The organism is Intrasporangium mesophilum (assembly GCF_054783095.1).
The window spans coordinates 163,556-178,357 of sequence record NZ_BAAGRF010000005.1 but is presented as its reverse complement, the minus strand read 5'-3'; the positions used below and the strand labels follow the sequence as shown (position 1 = coordinate 178,357).

The 14,802-nt window shown below is 70.8% G+C and carries 17 protein-coding genes; 7 read left to right on the top strand and 10 right to left on the bottom strand.

Translation table 11 applies throughout. The features are described 5' to 3' along the window. The first annotated feature begins 12 nt into the window (after positions 1-12). Complete coding sequence (locus tag ACYVLP_RS06635) at positions 13-525, top strand: amino-acid N-acetyltransferase (protein ID WP_460626676.1); 513 nt, start codon at positions 13-15, stop codon at positions 523-525. Between the two features lie 27 nt (positions 526-552). Here ACYVLP_RS06635 and ACYVLP_RS06630 read toward each other — a convergent pair whose 3' ends face one another. Genes ACYVLP_RS06630 through ACYVLP_RS06620 form a run of 3 tightly spaced genes read right to left on the bottom strand, consistent with a single transcriptional unit; the run spans position 553 to position 3,111 of the window. Beyond that, positions 553-1,524 (bottom strand): ABC transporter ATP-binding protein, encoded by a 972-nt coding sequence (locus ACYVLP_RS06630; protein WP_460626549.1) that lies wholly within the window; start codon positions 1,522-1,524, stop codon positions 553-555. Beyond that, positions 1,521-2,324 (bottom strand): ABC transporter permease, encoded by an 804-nt coding sequence (locus ACYVLP_RS06625; RefSeq protein WP_460626548.1) that lies wholly within the window; start codon positions 2,322-2,324, stop codon positions 1,521-1,523. Before ACYVLP_RS06625 ends, ACYVLP_RS06630 begins: the two co-directional genes overlap by 4 nt. Then, a complete protein-coding gene (locus ACYVLP_RS06620; protein ID WP_460626547.1) occupies positions 2,317-3,111 on the bottom strand; it encodes an ABC transporter permease in 795 nt (264 codons plus the stop codon). Before ACYVLP_RS06620 ends, ACYVLP_RS06625 begins: the two co-directional genes overlap by 8 nt. A gap of 55 nt (positions 3,112-3,166) precedes the next feature. Here ACYVLP_RS06620 and ACYVLP_RS06615 point away from each other — a divergent pair, with 55 nt between their 5' ends. Together ACYVLP_RS06615 and ACYVLP_RS06610 are read left to right on the top strand one after the other, a co-directional pair. Next, positions 3,167-3,712 carry a gluconokinase gene (locus ACYVLP_RS06615; protein WP_460626546.1) on the top strand — a complete coding sequence of 182 codons (546 nt, stop codon included), beginning with the start codon at positions 3,167-3,169 and terminating at the stop codon, positions 3,710-3,712. Further along, positions 3,713-4,102 carry a PPOX class F420-dependent oxidoreductase gene (locus tag ACYVLP_RS06610; protein ID WP_460626545.1) on the top strand — a complete coding sequence of 130 codons (390 nt, stop codon included), beginning with the start codon at positions 3,713-3,715 and terminating at the stop codon, positions 4,100-4,102. Between the two features lie 110 nt (positions 4,103-4,212). Here the strand turns inward: ACYVLP_RS06610 and ACYVLP_RS06605 are convergent, their stop codons facing one another. From ACYVLP_RS06605 to radA, 3 genes are read right to left on the bottom strand one after another with little or no spacing between them, the layout of a single operon-like run. Continuing rightward, positions 4,213-5,103, bottom strand: a complete 891-nt coding sequence (locus ACYVLP_RS06605; RefSeq protein ID WP_460626675.1) for an HhH-GPD family protein — start codon at positions 5,101-5,103, stop codon at positions 4,213-4,215. Positions 5,104-5,147: 44 nt separating this feature from the next. Then, positions 5,148-6,224, bottom strand: a complete 1,077-nt coding sequence (gene disA, locus ACYVLP_RS06600; protein WP_460626544.1) for a DNA integrity scanning diadenylate cyclase DisA — start codon at positions 6,222-6,224, stop codon at positions 5,148-5,150. Positions 6,225-6,279: 55 nt separating this feature from the next. After that, entirely contained in the window at positions 6,280-7,692 is a 1,413-nt protein-coding gene (gene radA / locus ACYVLP_RS06595; RefSeq protein WP_460626543.1) for a DNA repair protein RadA, read from the bottom strand. 60 nt (positions 7,693-7,752) lie between these two features. Between radA and ACYVLP_RS06590 the strand changes: the two genes are divergently transcribed. Continuing rightward, positions 7,753-7,965 carry a hypothetical protein gene (locus ACYVLP_RS06590; RefSeq protein WP_460626542.1) on the top strand — a complete coding sequence of 71 codons (213 nt, stop codon included), beginning with the start codon at positions 7,753-7,755 and terminating at the stop codon, positions 7,963-7,965. 141 nt (positions 7,966-8,106) lie between these two features. Then, entirely contained in the window at positions 8,107-8,436 is a 330-nt protein-coding gene (locus ACYVLP_RS06585; protein WP_452270698.1) for a histone-like nucleoid-structuring protein Lsr2, read from the top strand. A gap of 148 nt (positions 8,437-8,584) precedes the next feature. On the opposite strand, the gene ligD (ACYVLP_RS06580) is transcribed toward ACYVLP_RS06585, so the two are convergent. Next, positions 8,585-9,469, bottom strand: coding sequence for a non-homologous end-joining DNA ligase (ligD, locus tag ACYVLP_RS06580; protein ID WP_460626674.1), 885 nt, complete (start codon positions 9,467-9,469; stop codon positions 8,585-8,587). After that, positions 9,469-10,416 (bottom strand): non-homologous end-joining DNA ligase, encoded by a 948-nt coding sequence (ligD, locus tag ACYVLP_RS06575; protein WP_460626541.1) that lies wholly within the window; start codon positions 10,414-10,416, stop codon positions 9,469-9,471. Before ligD (ACYVLP_RS06575) ends, ligD (ACYVLP_RS06580) begins: the two co-directional genes overlap by 1 nt. 18 nt (positions 10,417-10,434) lie before the next feature. Between ligD (ACYVLP_RS06575) and ku the strand changes: the two genes are divergently transcribed. Together ku and ACYVLP_RS06565 are read left to right on the top strand one after the other, a co-directional pair. Continuing rightward, positions 10,435-11,382 (top strand): non-homologous end joining protein Ku, encoded by a 948-nt coding sequence (ku, locus tag ACYVLP_RS06570; protein ID WP_460626540.1) that lies wholly within the window; start codon positions 10,435-10,437, stop codon positions 11,380-11,382. Between the two features lie 181 nt (positions 11,383-11,563). After that, positions 11,564-12,790: an acetyl-CoA hydrolase/transferase family protein gene (locus ACYVLP_RS06565; RefSeq protein ID WP_460626539.1), complete on the top strand. Its 1,227-nt coding sequence runs from the start codon at positions 11,564-11,566 to the stop codon at positions 12,788-12,790. Positions 12,791-12,871: 81 nt separating this feature from the next. Here ACYVLP_RS06565 and ACYVLP_RS06560 read toward each other — a convergent pair whose 3' ends face one another. Together ACYVLP_RS06560 and ACYVLP_RS06555 are read right to left on the bottom strand one after the other, a co-directional pair. Continuing rightward, complete coding sequence (locus tag ACYVLP_RS06560; RefSeq protein ID WP_460626538.1) at positions 12,872-13,669, bottom strand: sugar phosphate isomerase/epimerase family protein; 798 nt, start codon at positions 13,667-13,669, stop codon at positions 12,872-12,874. Between the two features lie 48 nt (positions 13,670-13,717). Continuing rightward, entirely contained in the window at positions 13,718-14,647 is a 930-nt protein-coding gene (locus ACYVLP_RS06555; protein WP_460626537.1) for a Ppx/GppA family phosphatase, read from the bottom strand. Between the last annotated feature and the right edge of the window lie 155 nt (positions 14,648-14,802).

Genomic DNA, 14,802 nt, shown 5'->3' with positions numbered 1-14,802 from the left:
GAGCCCGGCGCGATGCCCGCCGCCCGTCCCGCCCTGCCGATCCGGCGCGCGCGCACGGCCGACGTGCGCGGCATACGCAGCCTCGTGGCGCCGCTCGCCGAGCGCCGGGTGCTCGTGAGCAAGGAGGCGGTGACGTACTACGAGAGCGTGCACGAGTTCCGCGTCGCCGAGCTCGACGGGCGCATCGTCGGCTGCGGCGCCCTGCACGTCATGTGGGAGGACCTCGCCGAGATCCGCACCCTCGCGGTCGCGGACGACCAGCTCGGCTCGGGGCTGGGCGGACGGATCCTCGAGGAGCTCGTCCAGGACGCCCGCGACATCGGGGTCGCCCGCCTGTTCTGCCTGACGTTCGAGACGGCATTCTTCACGCATCACGGCTTCGAGGCGATCGAGGGTCAGGCCGTGTCGCACGAGGTGTACGCCGAGCTGCTGCGGTCCTATGACGAGGGCGTCGCGGAGTTCCTCGACCTCGAGCGGGTGAAGCCCAACACGCTGGGCAACACCCGGATGCTCCGCACCCTCTGACCCGTTGCTGCCGTATGCCGCCCGGGCTCAGGCGCGTCCGGAGGCGGCGTAGATGCGCCGGACGACGTCCTCGATGTCGGGCTCCTCGATGGTCAGGTCGCGGACCGTGGCGCGCGCCGAGACGTGTGCCAGCACCGCGGCCGGGTTCGTCGCGGCAGCGTCGAAGGCCAGGCGCTGTCGCAGGCCGCCGGACTCGCTGACGACCAGGGTCGTCGCCGGCACGTCGTCGAGGTCCCGCGTCGGCTCGGCGAGGTCGATGACGAGCATCCGCTGGGCGCCGACCGTGGCGGCCAGACCGGGCAGGGTGCCGTCGAAGGCCAGGCGTCCATGGTCGACCACGAGCACGCGGTCGCAGAGCCGCTCGATGTCGCCCATGTCGTGCGTGGTCAGCAGCAGCGTCGTGCCGCGGTCCCGGCGCTCGGCCACGAGGAACTCGCGGAGCCGCTGCTTGGACAGGACATCCAGGCCGATCGTGGGCTCGTCGAGGATGAGCAGCTCTGGCGAGTGGATCAGGGCCGCGGCGATCTCCGCCCGCATCCGCTGGCCGAGCGACAGCGACCGCACGGGTGTGCCGAGCTGCGGTCCCATCTCGAGCTGCTCGACGAGCAGGTCCGTGCGCGCCCGGGCGGTCTGCTCGTCGAGGCGGTGGATGGCGGCGAGGATCGTGAACGACTCCCGAAGGGGCAGGTCCCACCAGAGCTGCGAGCGCTGCCCGAAGACGACACCCACCCGGCGGGCGACCTCGATCCGCTGACGCATCGGGTCCAGGCCGCAGGTCCTGACCAGCCCGGCCGTCGGCTTGAGGATGCCGGTCAGCATCTTGATCGTCGTCGACTTGCCGGCACCGTTGGCGCCGATGTAGCCGACGGACTCGCCCGCCTCGACCCTGAAGGTCATGCGGTCGACTGCGCGGACCTTCTTGAAGTCGCGCACCAGGTCGCTCGTCTCGATGACGACTCCGCGGTCCGTGCCGACGGTCGTCGACGGCATACTGCTCATCCGCCTGCTCCTTGGTAGTGACGGGTGCCGTACCTCCAGCACAGGCCGGCGATCCCCCAGGCGAGGAGCGCGGCGAGCGGGGTGAACCACGCCAGCCACGGCGGGCTCAGCGGGCCGCCCGGCAGGCCGAGGATCTGCAGCGCGGGAAGGTAGGCGACGAACGCGGTCGGGATGACGAACGTCCAGAAGATCCGCAGCGGACCCGGGAAGACCTGCTGGCTCTGCTGGGCGGCATACGCGCCGCCGTAGGTGAAAGCGTTGGTGAACTCGGCGCCGTCGACGAGGAAGAACTGCAACCCGCCGGCGGCGGTGAACAGCGCCGAGAAGATCGCCGTTCCACTGACGACAGTCAGGGCGATCAGGGCGACCGTCGCGGGCGACCACACGATGTCGGATGCCGTCAGCGCGACGACGAGCGCGGCCACCGCGACCGAGAGCCGCCCGACCCGCCGAAGCGACAGGTCGCTCGTCATGAACTGCGCGAGCAGCGGCAGGGGCCGGACGTAGAACGCGTCGATCGTGCCTGCCCGGATGTAGCGGGGCAGCCCGTCGAGGTGGCCCACGAACATGTCGGCGAGCGAGAACGACAGGTTCGACAGCGCGAAGACGAGCAGCGCCTGCTTGAAGTCCAGCCCGCCCAGGAACTCGACGTTGTGGAAGATCACCCACACCTCGGCGAGCTCGGCGAGGCCCACGCCGATGGTGCCGACGATGTCGGTGGCGAAGGACGCGCGGTACTGCATCTGCGCGCGGGCACGCGACGCGAGCAGCACGCGGTAGGGGCGCAGCCGGTCACCCACCCTGCACCTCCAGCTTGCGTCGGCCCGCACGGGTGACGACCTGACCCAGCGCGAGGAGCGCGACGGCCCAGAAGACCTGGGAGGCGATGGTCGGGACGATGTCCGCGCCCGCGACCCGGCCCGCGAAGATGTCGATCGGGTGCTGCAGCATCGATGGGAAAGGCGACCAGTTGGCGACGGTCTGCAGCCAGTCAGGGAACCACGGCACGGGCAGGTAGAGCCCGCACAGCAGGCCCCCGGTGATCATCCAGAGCAGCCGGATGCCGCGGATGTCGACGAGCCAGAACGACAGCAGGTTGATCACGAAGTTGCCGGCGAAGGCCACCACGACGGCCAGGACGAGGGCGACGCACCCCGCGACCCAGCTGGCCGCGCTCGGTGGCCACGCCATGTCGAACAGGAGCGCGCCGAACAGCAGTGCGGGCACGCCACGGCCGAGGAGGTTGATGCCCGCGCGCCCGAGATCGCCTGCCAGATAAGCGAGCTGAGGGTTCAAGGGGCGCAGGAAGTCGATGGCGACGTCACCGGTGCGGACCCGGTCGGAGATCTCCTGGAAGCCCCAGAGGTTGACCGTCCCGAGCAGAGCCTGGCCCCACCACACGAACGCGACCGCCGTCGGCGCGTCGTAGCCGCCGATGTCGGTCCCTGCCGACTCGAGGGCGGCGAGCAGGATCGATGCTCGGATGAGACCGAACACCGAGTTCGTCGTCATGCCTGCCAGCAGGGCCAGCCGGTAGGTCGAGTGGCGACGGAAACCGGCACGCACGAGGAGCCAGAAGGTTTTCACGGCTCCCTCCGGGGCGAGCAGGCGGGAGACGGCACGAGGGGCTACGTTACAAGCCGTGGCCCCCTCGTTCAACGCACCCGTGACCCAGCCCATGGTGGTCGTCGTCATGGGAGTGTCAGGCACCGGCAAGAGCACGGTGGCGCGCGAGCTCGCCACCGCGATGCACTGGCCGTTCGCCGAGGGCGACGACTTCCACTCGGCGGCCAACGTGGCCAAGATGCACGGCGGCCAGGCGCTCACCGACGACGACCGGTGGCCCTGGCTCGAGTCGATCGGTGCGTGGATCGGCGAGCGAGAGCAGCAGGGCGAGTCGGGCGTGGTGACCTGCTCGGCGCTGCGGCGGGCCTACCGCGACGTGCTCCGGCGCGATCGCCCCGTGGTCCGATTCCTCCACGTGACGGTTCCGCCGGAGGTGATCCAGGACCGCATCGAGCGGCGGACCGAGCACTTCATGCCGGCCTCGCTGCTCGGAAGCCAGCTCGACACGCTCGAGCCGCTCCAGCCCGACGAGCCGGGCGCGCTCGTGGTCAACGAGGGGACGCCGGCGGCCGTGGTCGACCGCGCGATCGCCGCGCTCGGGCTCACGCGGCCGGGTGCGTGAATGGCCCACGATCCCGAGACCCTCTCCGACGACGCCGCGACCTTTCTCACCGAACGTCATCTCGCCACCCTGACGACGCTCCGGCCTGATGGCGCGCCGCACGTGGTGCCAGTCGGGTTCACTTGGGACAGTGAGGCGCTCGTTGCCCGGGTCATCACAAGCCGGACCAGCCGCAAGGCCCGCAACGCGGCGCACGGGTGCTCCGCGGTGCTGTGCCAGTTCGAGGGGCGGCACTGGCTGTCGCTCGAAGGGACGGCTCGGGTGGTCGACGACCCGGGCGCGGTGCGGGATGCCGAGCAGAGGTATGCCGCTCGCTACCGGCAGCCTCGACCGAACCCGGAGCGGGTCGTGATCGTGGTCACCGTCGAGCGCATCCTCGGCAACGTGTGACGCGTGGGACCAAGCGCCCACTCGACCGGTTCGGGACGCCGGACGCATGTCGAGTGAGCGCTCAGTCCCACGCTCCACGTCGAGTGAGCGCTCAGTCGCACGCTGGAGGGTCAGCTTGGGAGGCGGTAGAAGCCTTGGGCGAGGGGCTCGACGAGACCGTCGGCGACGAGCGAGTCGAGGCATCGCATCACCTGTGTTCGGTCGGGTGCCGCGTCGGCCAGCGCCTCGAGTGCGACAGCCGCATGGGCGTCGCGAAGGCGCCGCAGCAGCTCGCCGCGCACCTGCCGGTCCGTGCCGTGCCAGGCCTGCCCGCGGCGTGGTGGCCCGTCGTATGCCGGTCGGCCGGCGACGTTCCACCGGCACAGGTCGGAGATCGGGCAGTCATCGCACCGAGGGGAGCGCGCCACGCACACGAGGGCCCCGAGCTCCATCACCGCGACGTTCCAGGTGTTGGCCGCGGCGCGCTCGCCGGGCATGCATTCGCGGGCGAGGTCGGACTCGGCGCGGGTGAGGGTCAGGTGCGGAAAGGCCTTGCCGTCGAGGGCCCGGGCCTGCACTCGCCGGATGTTGGTGTCGACGACGACCTCGGGGATCCCGAAGGCGAAGCAGGAGACCGCTGCGGCCGTGTAGGCGCCGACGCCGGGCAGCGCGCGCAGCTCGTCGGACGAGCCCGGCACCTCTCCCCCATGCCGCTCGACCATCGCGGTCGCCGCCTCGTGGAGGCGCAACGCGCGGCGCGGGTAGCCCAGCCGGCCCCAGGCCCGCACCGCGTCACCGGGTGCCGCCTGGGCGAGGGCGGCAGGTGTCGGCCAGCGGCGCATCCACTCGTGCCACACGGGCTCGACCCGCGACAGCGGCGTCTGCTGCGCCATCACCTCGGAGACGAACACGCCCCACGGGCTGCAGTCCGGCTGCCGCCAGGGCAGGTCCCGGCCGTTGCGCCGATACCAGCCGTTGACCCGCTCGTGCAGGGTCGCGAGCGCCGGCCCACCGGACGGCATACCGGCCCGGTGGGTCGGCTCCAGCCGTCGGGAGTCGGCGACGGTCACACGTAGCGCTCGAGGATGCTCGACTCGGCGAGGCGCGACAGGCCCTCGCGCACCGCCCGGGCGCGGCCCTCGCCGACGCCCTCGACGAGCATGAGGTCCTCGATGCCTGCTGCGAGGAGCCGCTGGAGCGACTCGAAGTGGGCGACGAGGCGGTCGACGATCGCGGTGGGCAGGCGGGGCACCTTGGTGAGCAGGCGGTATCCCTGCGGGCTCACCGGGGCGTCCAGGCTGTCCCCGACGACCGAGAACCCGACGGCCCGCGCGCCGGCTGCGAGGTCCAGCAGCTCGACGGAGTTGAGCGTCTGGAGGTTCTCGAGCGCCTCGGACAGCATCAGGCCCGACTTGGTGGCCGGGAGGTAGTCGCGGATGACGAGCTCGCGGTCGTTGCCGAGGCCGCCGACGAGCTCCTCAAGCTGCAGGGCCAGCAGCCGGCCGTCCGTGCCGAGCTCGACGACGTAGTCCTGGATCTCGGCAGAGATCCGGCGCACCATCTCGAGCCGTTGGAGCACGGCCGTGACATCGCGGATCGTCACGAGGTCCTCGATCTCGAGGGCCGAGAGCGTGCCCGTGACCTCGTCGAGACGCGACTTGTAGCGCTCGAGGGTCTGCAGCGCCTGGTCGGCCCGCGAGAGCGTCGTCGGCGAGCCCTCGATGACGTGCCGCTTGCCACCGACGTAGAGCGCGACGACACCCATCGACTGGCTCACCGAGATGATCGGGAAGCCGGTCTGCTTGGCCACGCGCTCGGCCGTGCGGTGCCGGGTGCCGGACTCGCTCGTCTCGATGCGGGAGTCGGGCACGAGCTGCGTCGCAGCGCGCATGATGCGGGTGCCTTCGCGGTCGAGGACGACGGCGCCGTCCATCTTGCACAGCTCACGAAGCCGGGTCGCGGAGAACTCGACGTCGAGCGCGAATCCGCCCGTGCAGATCGACTCGACCACCTTGTCATGGCCGAGCACGATGAGTGCTCCGGTGCGTCCGCGCAGGATGCGCTCCAGGCTGTCTCGCAGCTCGGTGCCGGGGGCGACAGCGGCGAGGGCCGCGCGCAGCAGCAGCTCGTCGTTCCGGTCCATCACTTCCCTGTCAGCAAAGGGGGCGCCGAGCGCGTCCACCGCGGTCGGTGGCAGTCTAGACGGTGGCGACGGCTGGTGCGTCCGTTGACCGCGCACCGGCGAGGCGACCCATCGCTTCGATCGCGCGAGGCACGTCGGACACCTCGAGAACGCGTATGCCGTCGGGCAGCGTGGAGTCGGCGAGGCTTCCCTGCGGCACGAGGGCGTGACGGAAGCCGAGGCGGGCAGCCTCGGCCAGCCGGCGGTCGAGCCCGGTGACTCGCCGCACCTCACCGGCGAGCCCGACCTCGCCGAACGCGACGACGTCGGGCGCGAGCGGCCGGTCGACGACGGAGCTGGCGAGGGCGCAGACGAGGGCGAGGTCGGCGGCTGGCTCGGTGATCCGCACACCGCCCACCGTCGCGGCGAAGATGTCCCTTGAGCCGACCGGCGCGCCGGCGCGCTTGTCGAGCACCGCGATGACCATCGCGAGCCGCGAGGCGTCGAGGCCGCTCGACGTCCGGCGGGGCGAGGGCAGGGTCGAGGGCGCCACGAGCGCCTGCACCTCGGCCACGAGCGGCCGCCTGCCCTCGAGCGTCACCGTGACGCACGTGCCGGCGACGGCGTGGTCGCGGCTCGACAGGAACAGGCCGCTCGGGTCGGGCAGGCCGGCGATCCCGACGTCGGACAGGTCGAAGCAGCCGACCTCGTCGGTGGGACCGAAGCGGTTCTTGACCGCCCGGACGAGGCGGAGCCGGGAGTGCCGGTCACCTTCGAACTGGACCACGACGTCGACGAGATGCTCGAGGACTCGGGGCCCCGCGATCGAGCCGTCCTTGGTCACGTGGCCGACGAGCAGCACCGAGGTGCCGCGGGCCTTGGCGACCTGGATGAGGCTCGCCGCCACCTCCCGCACCTGCGAGACGTTGCCCGCCTGGCCCTCGACATCGGCGCTGGAGACGGTCTGCACGGAGTCGACGACGAGCAGCGACGGCATACGCGCCTCGACGTGACCGAGCACGGTGGCCAGGTCGGTCTCGGCCGCGAGGTAGAGCGTGTCGGCGATCGCATCGATCCGCCCCGCCCGGGCGCGCACCTGCGCGGCCGACTCCTCCCCCGTGATGTAGAGGACATCCGCACCCCCGCGGGCCGTCCGCGCCGCCACGTCGAGCAGCAGGGTCGACTTGCCGACGCCGGGCTCGCCGGCGACGAGGACCACGGCCCCCGGGACCAGACCGCCGCCCAGGACACGGTCGAACTCGGCGACGCCGGTCGGGCGCGAGGCCGCCCGCGAGACGTCGATGTCGCCGATGCGCTGCGCCGGCGTGGCCACGGATGCCGGCGCGGTGCGCGCGGAGGCCGCGCCGACCTCCCCGACGGTGCCCCAGGCCTGGCACTCGCCGCACCGGCCGACCCACTTCACGGTGCTCCACCCGCACTCGGCACAACGGAATCCGGCCGGGCGTCTGGTCGTGGTCCTCGATGCCATGGGGACGAAGGTACGGGCCAGGACCGACACTGGTGAGCAGCGCGCCGGCAGCGTGCGAAAATGGACACCATGGATGCGGTCATGCCCTACGTCCTCGCCCTGGTCCCCACGATCGGCGTGGCGACGCTGTTCTATTTCATCATCAAGACCATTCTCGAGGGCGACCGGCGCGAACGAATTGCCCAGGCTAAGTGGGAAGCCGACCACGACCGGGCGTCGAATGGTACAAACCGCCACTCGGAGACCCCCGGACAGGCCGACACGAATCGCTGACGAAGTGCGGGATCTGTACCTATTCGGACATGCAGCATTCGAGGTAAATGCATTTTTGACGCTGGCCATGTAAATTGTTGTCGCCGCGACCCCTGCTTTCTCGCGGAACCCCTCCAAACCGACAACTTCAGATGGAGAAACATGGCACAGCGTGTCGAAGTGGTGTTGATCGACGACCTCGATGGTGGGACGGCGGCCGAGACGGTCACCTTCGCCCTCGATGGGGTCTCGTACGAGATCGACCTGTCCGACAAGAACGCCCGCAAGCTGCGTGCGGACTTGTCGACGTGGACCGGTCACGCTCGAAAGGCCGGGGGCGTGCGCGGTGGCTCGCGTCGCCGCGGCGGCGGTTCGGCCAAGCGCGCGGACCTGAGCGCGGTCCGCGAGTGGGCGCGGGCCAACGGTCACTCGGTCTCTGACCGTGGCCGGATCTCGGCTGAGGTCCAGGCGGCCTACGACAAGGCGCACTGACAACCGGTCGTCATACCCTCATGTGAAGAGGCCCGGCACCGAGTGCCGGGCCTCTTGGCGCCCCGCCGCGCTTTGGCAGACCTCACCGCAAGCCCGCCCATCGACGAAATGCCGCAAAGACCGGCCTGCCGGTAAGTCGCGGGCGGTGTCACGTGGTGATCTCGGCCGCGAGATCGCCGTCGTCCTCGACCCTGTCGAGGACCTCCTCCATCCTCAGCTGGACCAGCTCCCCGCCCCCGGCGCCCGACTCGATCTCCTCCCACGACCGCGGCGCCGCGACCGTCGGTGCGTCGCGCCCGCGCAGCGAGTAGGGGCACACCGTCGTCTTCGCCGCGACGTTCTGGCTCCAGTCGAGGAAGATCTTCCCGGGCCGCACCTCCTTGGCCATCTTCCACACGATGAGGTCCGGGTGCTTCTTCGTCAGCTCCTGCGCAAGCTGCTGGACGGTGTCACGGATCTGGTCGGACGTGTGCCCGCCCGGCAGGACGGCATACAGCTGAAGGCCCTTGCTCCCGCTCGTCACGGGGATCGTCGACAGGCCGATCTCCGCGAGCCGCTCACGGACGACGAGCGCGACCCGGGCGCACTCGGGCAGGCCCGTGCCGGGGCCGGGGTCGAGGTCGATGACGAGCCGGTCGGGGTTGAGCATGACGGCACCACGGCCCTCGCCCTCGTAGCGCCACTGGTGCACGTGCAGCTCGAGGGAGTTGAGGTTGGCGAAGAAGGTCAGCCCGGCGAGGTCGTCGATGAGCGGGAAGACGGGGTCGCGGCCGGCCCGCCGGATCCACGACGGGGTGCCGGCGGGAAGGTTCTTCTCGAAGAACTGCATGTCGCCGACGCCGTGCGGATAGCGGATCCGCGTGACCGCGCGGTCCTTGAGGTGCGGCAGGATCACCGTGGCGACGCGGGCGTAGTAGTCGATGACCTGCGCCTTGGTCGTCCCGGTGCGCGGGTACATCACCTTCTCCAGGCTCGACAGGCGCATCCGGCGCCCCTCCACCTCGACGGTGACCTTCGGCGCCTCGTAGGGCATCACTCACCGTCCCCGTGGTCGTCGACGTCGTCCGGGGTGAGGTCCGCACGGAGGCCCTTGTATGCCGGCTGCCTGAGTCTCCCCTGCCCGCTGAGTCCCAGCGACTCGACGTCCGCCACCAGGACCGGCTGCACCCACGTCGCCCCCAGCGCGTCCTCAGCGGGCACCTCTCCGCCGAAAGGAGATTCGCCGGATGTGAGGGACTCCAGGTCTCGTAGCAGAGCCTGCCCGACCTTGCCCGCGAGCCCGGACCCGACGCGGCCGAGGTAGCGCAGACCGTCCGGGCCGGGGACTCCGACGAGCACCGCGCCCAGCCGGCGCGCGACGGTGCCGGTCGACTCGGGACGCCAACCACCGATGACGACGGACAGCGTGCCCCGGTGGGGCGACTTGAGCCACAACGGACTCCGCAGACCTGGAACGTATGGGGAGTCGATGCGCTTGGACACGATCCCCTCGAGGCCTTGCTCCTTCGTGGCTGCGTGGAGCACCTGCCCGTCGAGGAACGTCGGCGGCGTCTGCCATCGGGCGTCCATCAGCTCCAGCCGTTCGAGCGTCGACCGCCGGTCCTCCCACGGGCGTGCGAGCAGCTCGACCCCGTAGAGCCGCAACAGGTCGAAGGCCATGAGCGTGACCGGCGTCTGCTCCGCGAGGTGGGCCGCCTTGCGCGCGTCCGTGACGTGCCAGCGCTCGGCCATCGCGGTGAACGACGGGATGCCGCCGCGCAGGGCCACGATCTCCCCGTCCAGGAGCATGTCGGCATACTCGTCGGCGAGCCCGCGCAGCTCCGGGAAGGCCACGGTCACGTCCCGCTCGGTCCGCGAGTAGAGGCGGACGGAGCCGTCGGAGACGTCTGCGAGCACGCGCATCCCGTCCCACTTGACCTCGTGTCGCCACCGCTCGCCGGCGGGAATGGCCGACGCGGGCGTCGCGAGCATGGGGCGCATGGGTGCATTCTTGTTCCCATGCGAGCCATCTGGAAAGGCGCCGTGTCGTTCGGTCTGGTCAACGTGCCGGTCCGGCTGTTTTCGGCGACCGAGAACCATGACGTGCAGTTCCGGCAGGTCCACGAGAAGGACGGAGGCCGGATCCGGTACCAGCGCGTCTGCGCGATCGACGGAGAAGAAGTTCCCTATTCAGACATCGCGAAGGGATACGAGACCTCCGACGGCCAGATGGTCGTGCTCAGCGACGAGGACATGAAGAGCCTTCCGTCGCGCTCGTCGAAGGAGATCTCGATCGAGAAGTTCGTTCCCTCCGAGCAGATCGACCCGCTGCTGTTCGACCGGTCCTACTACCTCGAGCCGGACAAGACCGGCCTCAAGCCGTACGTGCTGCTGCGCGACGCCCTGGAGAAGGCCGACCGGATGGCGCTGGTCACGGTGTCGATCCGCACCCGGATGACCCTGGCCGTGCTTCGGGTCCGCGACGGGGTCATCGTGCTCCAGACGCTGCTGTGGGCGGACGAGGTCCGTGCACCAGAGTTCGAGTCTCTCTCCGAGGAGACGCACGCCACCGACAAGGAGCTCGCGATGGCGGCCTCGCTCGTCGACTCGCTCTCGGGCGACTACGAGCCGGACGAGTTCGAGGACGACTACTCCGAGGCGGTCGAGGCGCTCGTGTCCTCGAAGATCGAGGGCGGCGAGCTCACCGAGACGCCCGAGACCAAGGGCGAGGAGACCGAGGTCGTCGACCTGCTCGCCGCTCTGCAGCGCAGTGTCGACAAGGCCAAGGCCGCCAAGTCCGGCGGCGCCGACGAGGCCGCGCCGGCCGCCAAGACCACCGCGAAGAAGGCCGCGCCTGGCTCCGCGGCCAAGACGGCGGCAAGCACGCCGGCGAAGAAGACCGCCGCCAAGAAGACGACCGCGAAGAAGACGACCGCGAAGAAGGCAGCCACCAAGCGCGCCAGCTGAGTCCGACGCGGAGCAACACACCCCGCAACACACCCGGAAGTCGCGAACTCCCCACAGTTGCAACTGTGAGGCGTTTACGACTTCCGGGTGTGTTGCGGGGACGGGGGCTGGCCCGTGAGACATCCACCACTCCGGTGTGGAGGTGGGCCCGCGGCGCCCGCCGGTGGGACACGATGGTCATGTGCAGACCGTGACCGTCGAGGAGCTGGCGGGCCGGCTCCGTGCCCTTCCCGACAACCCCCGAGTCGTCTTCAGCGGCAACATGGCGTTGCCCTGGGAGGGCGTCCAGGCCGTCGACACCGCGCTGGAGCGGTACGTCCTGCACGCGCTCAACGCGCCACCCGGCATACCCGACCGGGACGGCGTTACCGCGGAGACCTGCTTCGTCGGCGCGGGTATGCGGCGTCACCCCGGACTGCGGTACGTGCCCTCGCGACTGTCCCTCGTCCCGCTGCTCTACTCCCGCGCGCTGCCCCCGGACGCCGTCGTGCTGCACTGCGCACCGCCCGTGGACGGGCGGCTGAGCCTCGGGCTCGAGGTCAACGTCCTACCCGCGGCGATCGAGGCATGCCGGGCCCGCGGCGGCCTCGTCGTCGCGGTCGTCAACCCGCACATGCCGTACACCTTCGGCGATGCCCTCGTGCCCGTCGAGCACGTCGACGTGGCGATCGAGGTCGGCTCGCCGCTCGCCTCGCACGAGCCGTCCGAGCCCGACCCCGACAGCAGGGAGATCGGGGCACGCGTGGCGAGCATGGTCGGCGACGGCGCCACGATGCAGCTCGGGATCGGTGCTGTGCCGGATGCGACTCTCGAGGCGCTGACCGCCCGACGGGGGCTCCGGCTCTGGACCGAGATGTTCTCCGACGGCGTGCTGGCGCTCGACGAGGCCGGCGCGCTCGACCCCGACCACCCGCTCGTCACGTCGTTCTGCTTCGGCTCGAAGCGCCTCTACGACTGGGTCGACCGCAACCCGCGCGTGCGGATGCTGCGCACGGAGAAGACCAACGACCCCGGCCTGATCGCGCTGCAGCGGCTCATGACGTCGGTCAACACGGCGCTCGAGGTGGACCTGTTCGGCCAGGCCAACGCCTCGCGGATCAACGCCCGGATCCACTCCGGGTTCGGCGGCCAGACCGACTTCATCGTCGGCGCGCTGCACTCACCGGGCGGGCAGTCGTTCATCGCGCTGCGCTCGTGGCACCCCAAGGCCGACGTGTCGACCATCGTGCCGCTCGTCGACGAGCCGGTGACGAGCTTCCAGCAGAGCGCGGTCGTCACCGAGCACGGCGTCGCGGCGCTGTGGGGACGCGACGAGCGCGAGCAGTGCCGCGACATCATCGACCAGTGCGCCCACCCGCGGGTGCGTGACGACCTGTGGGAGGAGGCCGCCGGGCTCGGCCTGGCCTGACCGGACCCGCCCCACGAGCAAGGTATGCCGTGAGGCTGGTGGGACGGAGCGCTCACTCGACGTGAGGAGGGTTCACGGCGGTCAGATGCGGCTCGCGCCTCGGGTCGGCACCAGGGCGAGCCGGGCGAAGGCGAGGGCCTCGGCCAGGTCGAGCTCGCGCTGGTCGCGGGTGCCCTTGCGGGTCGACACCTCGACGACGACGTCGCCTTCCCAAGCACCGTCGGCCAGCAGCTCGAGCAGCTGGGCGCACGGCTGCGTGCCACGCCCGGGCACGAGATGCTCGTCCTTGAACGACCCCAGCCCGTCGGCGAGGTGCACATGAGCCAGCCGCTGCCCCAGCTCGCGAGCCATGAGCAGGGCGTCGGCGCCGGCGGTGGCGGTGTGCGACAGGTCGAGCGTGACGTGGTCATAGGCCTGCTCGACGGGATCCCAGTGCGGTAGGTACGCCATCATGTCGCGGCGAGCGGTCCGCCAGGGGTACATGTTCTCGACGGCGAGGCGGATCCCCCGGTCGTGCTCACGCTCGGCGACCCCCTCGACGAACCCGACGGCATACTCCCGCTGCCAGCGAAACGGAGGGTGCAGCACCACCGTCGACGCACCGACCTCGAGCGCGAGGTCGATCGAGCGGTCGATCTTGGTCCACGGGTCGGTCCCCCAGACGCGCTGCGTGAGCAGCAGCGTGGGCGCGTGCACCGACCCGATCGGTATGCCGTGAAGGGCAGAGAGCGCGCGCAGGGCCCCAGCCTCCTGGGTGACCGGGTCGGTCCACACCATGACCTCCACGGCGTCGTAGCCGAGCCGTGCGGCGGTCGCGAACGCTGTGGCGGCGTTGTCGGGGTAGACCGACGCGGTCGACAGCCCGATCCGGATCGTCATGCGGACATTCTCCGACAGGGACCTTTCGTGAGTTGCGGGTGTCTGGGATCAGGTCGTGAGGTGGTCGAGGCGCCGGAGGATCAGCCCCTCGCGCAGCGCCCACGGGCAGATCTCGACGACCTCGACCTGGAGCAGGTCCATCGCAGCCTCGGCGACCAGCGCGCCGGCCAGAAGCTGCCGCGAGCGCCCTGCCGACACTCCGGGCAACACCGCGCGCGACGCGGCATCCATCCCGGGCAGGCGGTCGAGGATCTCGTGGACGTGCTCGCGAGTCAGCGAGCGCGGCACGAACGGTCCGTCGTCGCGTGGCGCGGCTCCGGCGATCCGTGCCAGGGACCGCATCGTCTTCGACGTCCCGACGGCGCGGTCGGGCGCGCCGGCCTTGAGCAGCGGGCGCACCTGCTCGGCAAGCGTGCTCCGGATGTAGGCGCGGACCTGGCGCACGATCTTGGCCTGGGGAGGATCCCCGGACAGCCGCTCGCGGGTCAGCCGGCCGGCTCCCAGTGGCAGGCTCAGGGCGACGTCGGGCTCCTCGTCGAGCCCGTTGGCGAGCTCGAGCGACCCCCCGCCGATATCGATGACGAGCAGGCGTCCACTCGACCAACCGAACCAGCGGCGCACCGCCAGGAATGTCATGCGAGCCTCGTCCGCACCGCTGAGCACCTCGAGCACGACACCTGTCTCGCCGTGGACCCGGGCGATCACCTCGTCGCCGTTGGGCGACTCGCGCAGCGCCGACGTGGCGAACGCGAAGAGGTCCTGCACGCCCTGGTCCTCGGCGATGCCGAGGCAGTCCTTGACGAAGGAGACGAGCCGGTCCGCGGTGGCGCCCTCCACCCGGCCGGTCGGGTCGAGGCTCTCCGAGAGGCGCAGCTCGACCTTGTGCGAGAACGCCGGCAGCGGGTGGCCGCCAGGGTGTGCGTCGACGACGAGCAGGTGGACCGTGTTGGACCCGATGTCGATGACGCCCAGGCGCATGGCTCGACCCTACCGAGACCTGGTCCATGCGCGTTTCGCCCGCCCACAACGGCTGCCCCGGCTCCGCCTCGACCCCTGCGCCCCCCGGCCCCACCGCCACTCCTGATGCAACACACCCGGAAACCGTCGGCTCGCCGTAGTTGCAACTATGCAGA

Coding starts and splice junctions, on each gene's coding strand:
- ACYVLP_RS06635 (WP_460626676.1), top strand. CDS start 13: ATGCCCGCCGCCCGTCCCGCCCTGCCGATCCGGCGCGCGCGCACGGCC.
- ACYVLP_RS06630 (WP_460626549.1), bottom strand. CDS start 1,524: ATGAGCAGTATGCCGTCGACGACCGTCGGCACGGACCGCGGAGTCGTC.
- ACYVLP_RS06610 (WP_460626545.1), top strand. CDS start 3,713: ATGGCCCACGATCCCGAGACCCTCTCCGACGACGCCGCGACCTTTCTC.
- ACYVLP_RS06605 (WP_460626675.1), bottom strand. CDS start 5,103: ATGCCGTCCGGTGGGCCGGCGCTCGCGACCCTGCACGAGCGGGTCAAC.
- disA (WP_460626544.1), bottom strand. CDS start 6,224: ATGGACCGGAACGACGAGCTGCTGCTGCGCGCGGCCCTCGCCGCTGTC.
- radA (WP_460626543.1), bottom strand. CDS start 7,692: ATGGCATCGAGGACCACGACCAGACGCCCGGCCGGATTCCGTTGTGCC.
- ACYVLP_RS06590 (WP_460626542.1), top strand. CDS start 7,753: ATGGACACCATGGATGCGGTCATGCCCTACGTCCTCGCCCTGGTCCCC.
- ACYVLP_RS06585 (WP_452270698.1), top strand. CDS start 8,107: ATGGCACAGCGTGTCGAAGTGGTGTTGATCGACGACCTCGATGGTGGG.
- ligD (WP_460626674.1), bottom strand. CDS start 9,469: ATGCCCTACGAGGCGCCGAAGGTCACCGTCGAGGTGGAGGGGCGCCGG.
- ligD (WP_460626541.1), bottom strand. CDS start 10,416: ATGCGCCCCATGCTCGCGACGCCCGCGTCGGCCATTCCCGCCGGCGAG.
- ku (WP_460626540.1), top strand. CDS start 10,435: ATGCGAGCCATCTGGAAAGGCGCCGTGTCGTTCGGTCTGGTCAACGTG.
- ACYVLP_RS06560 (WP_460626538.1), bottom strand. CDS start 13,669: ATGACGATCCGGATCGGGCTGTCGACCGCGTCGGTCTACCCCGACAAC.
- ACYVLP_RS06555 (WP_460626537.1), bottom strand. CDS start 14,647: ATGCGCCTGGGCGTCATCGACATCGGGTCCAACACGGTCCACCTGCTC.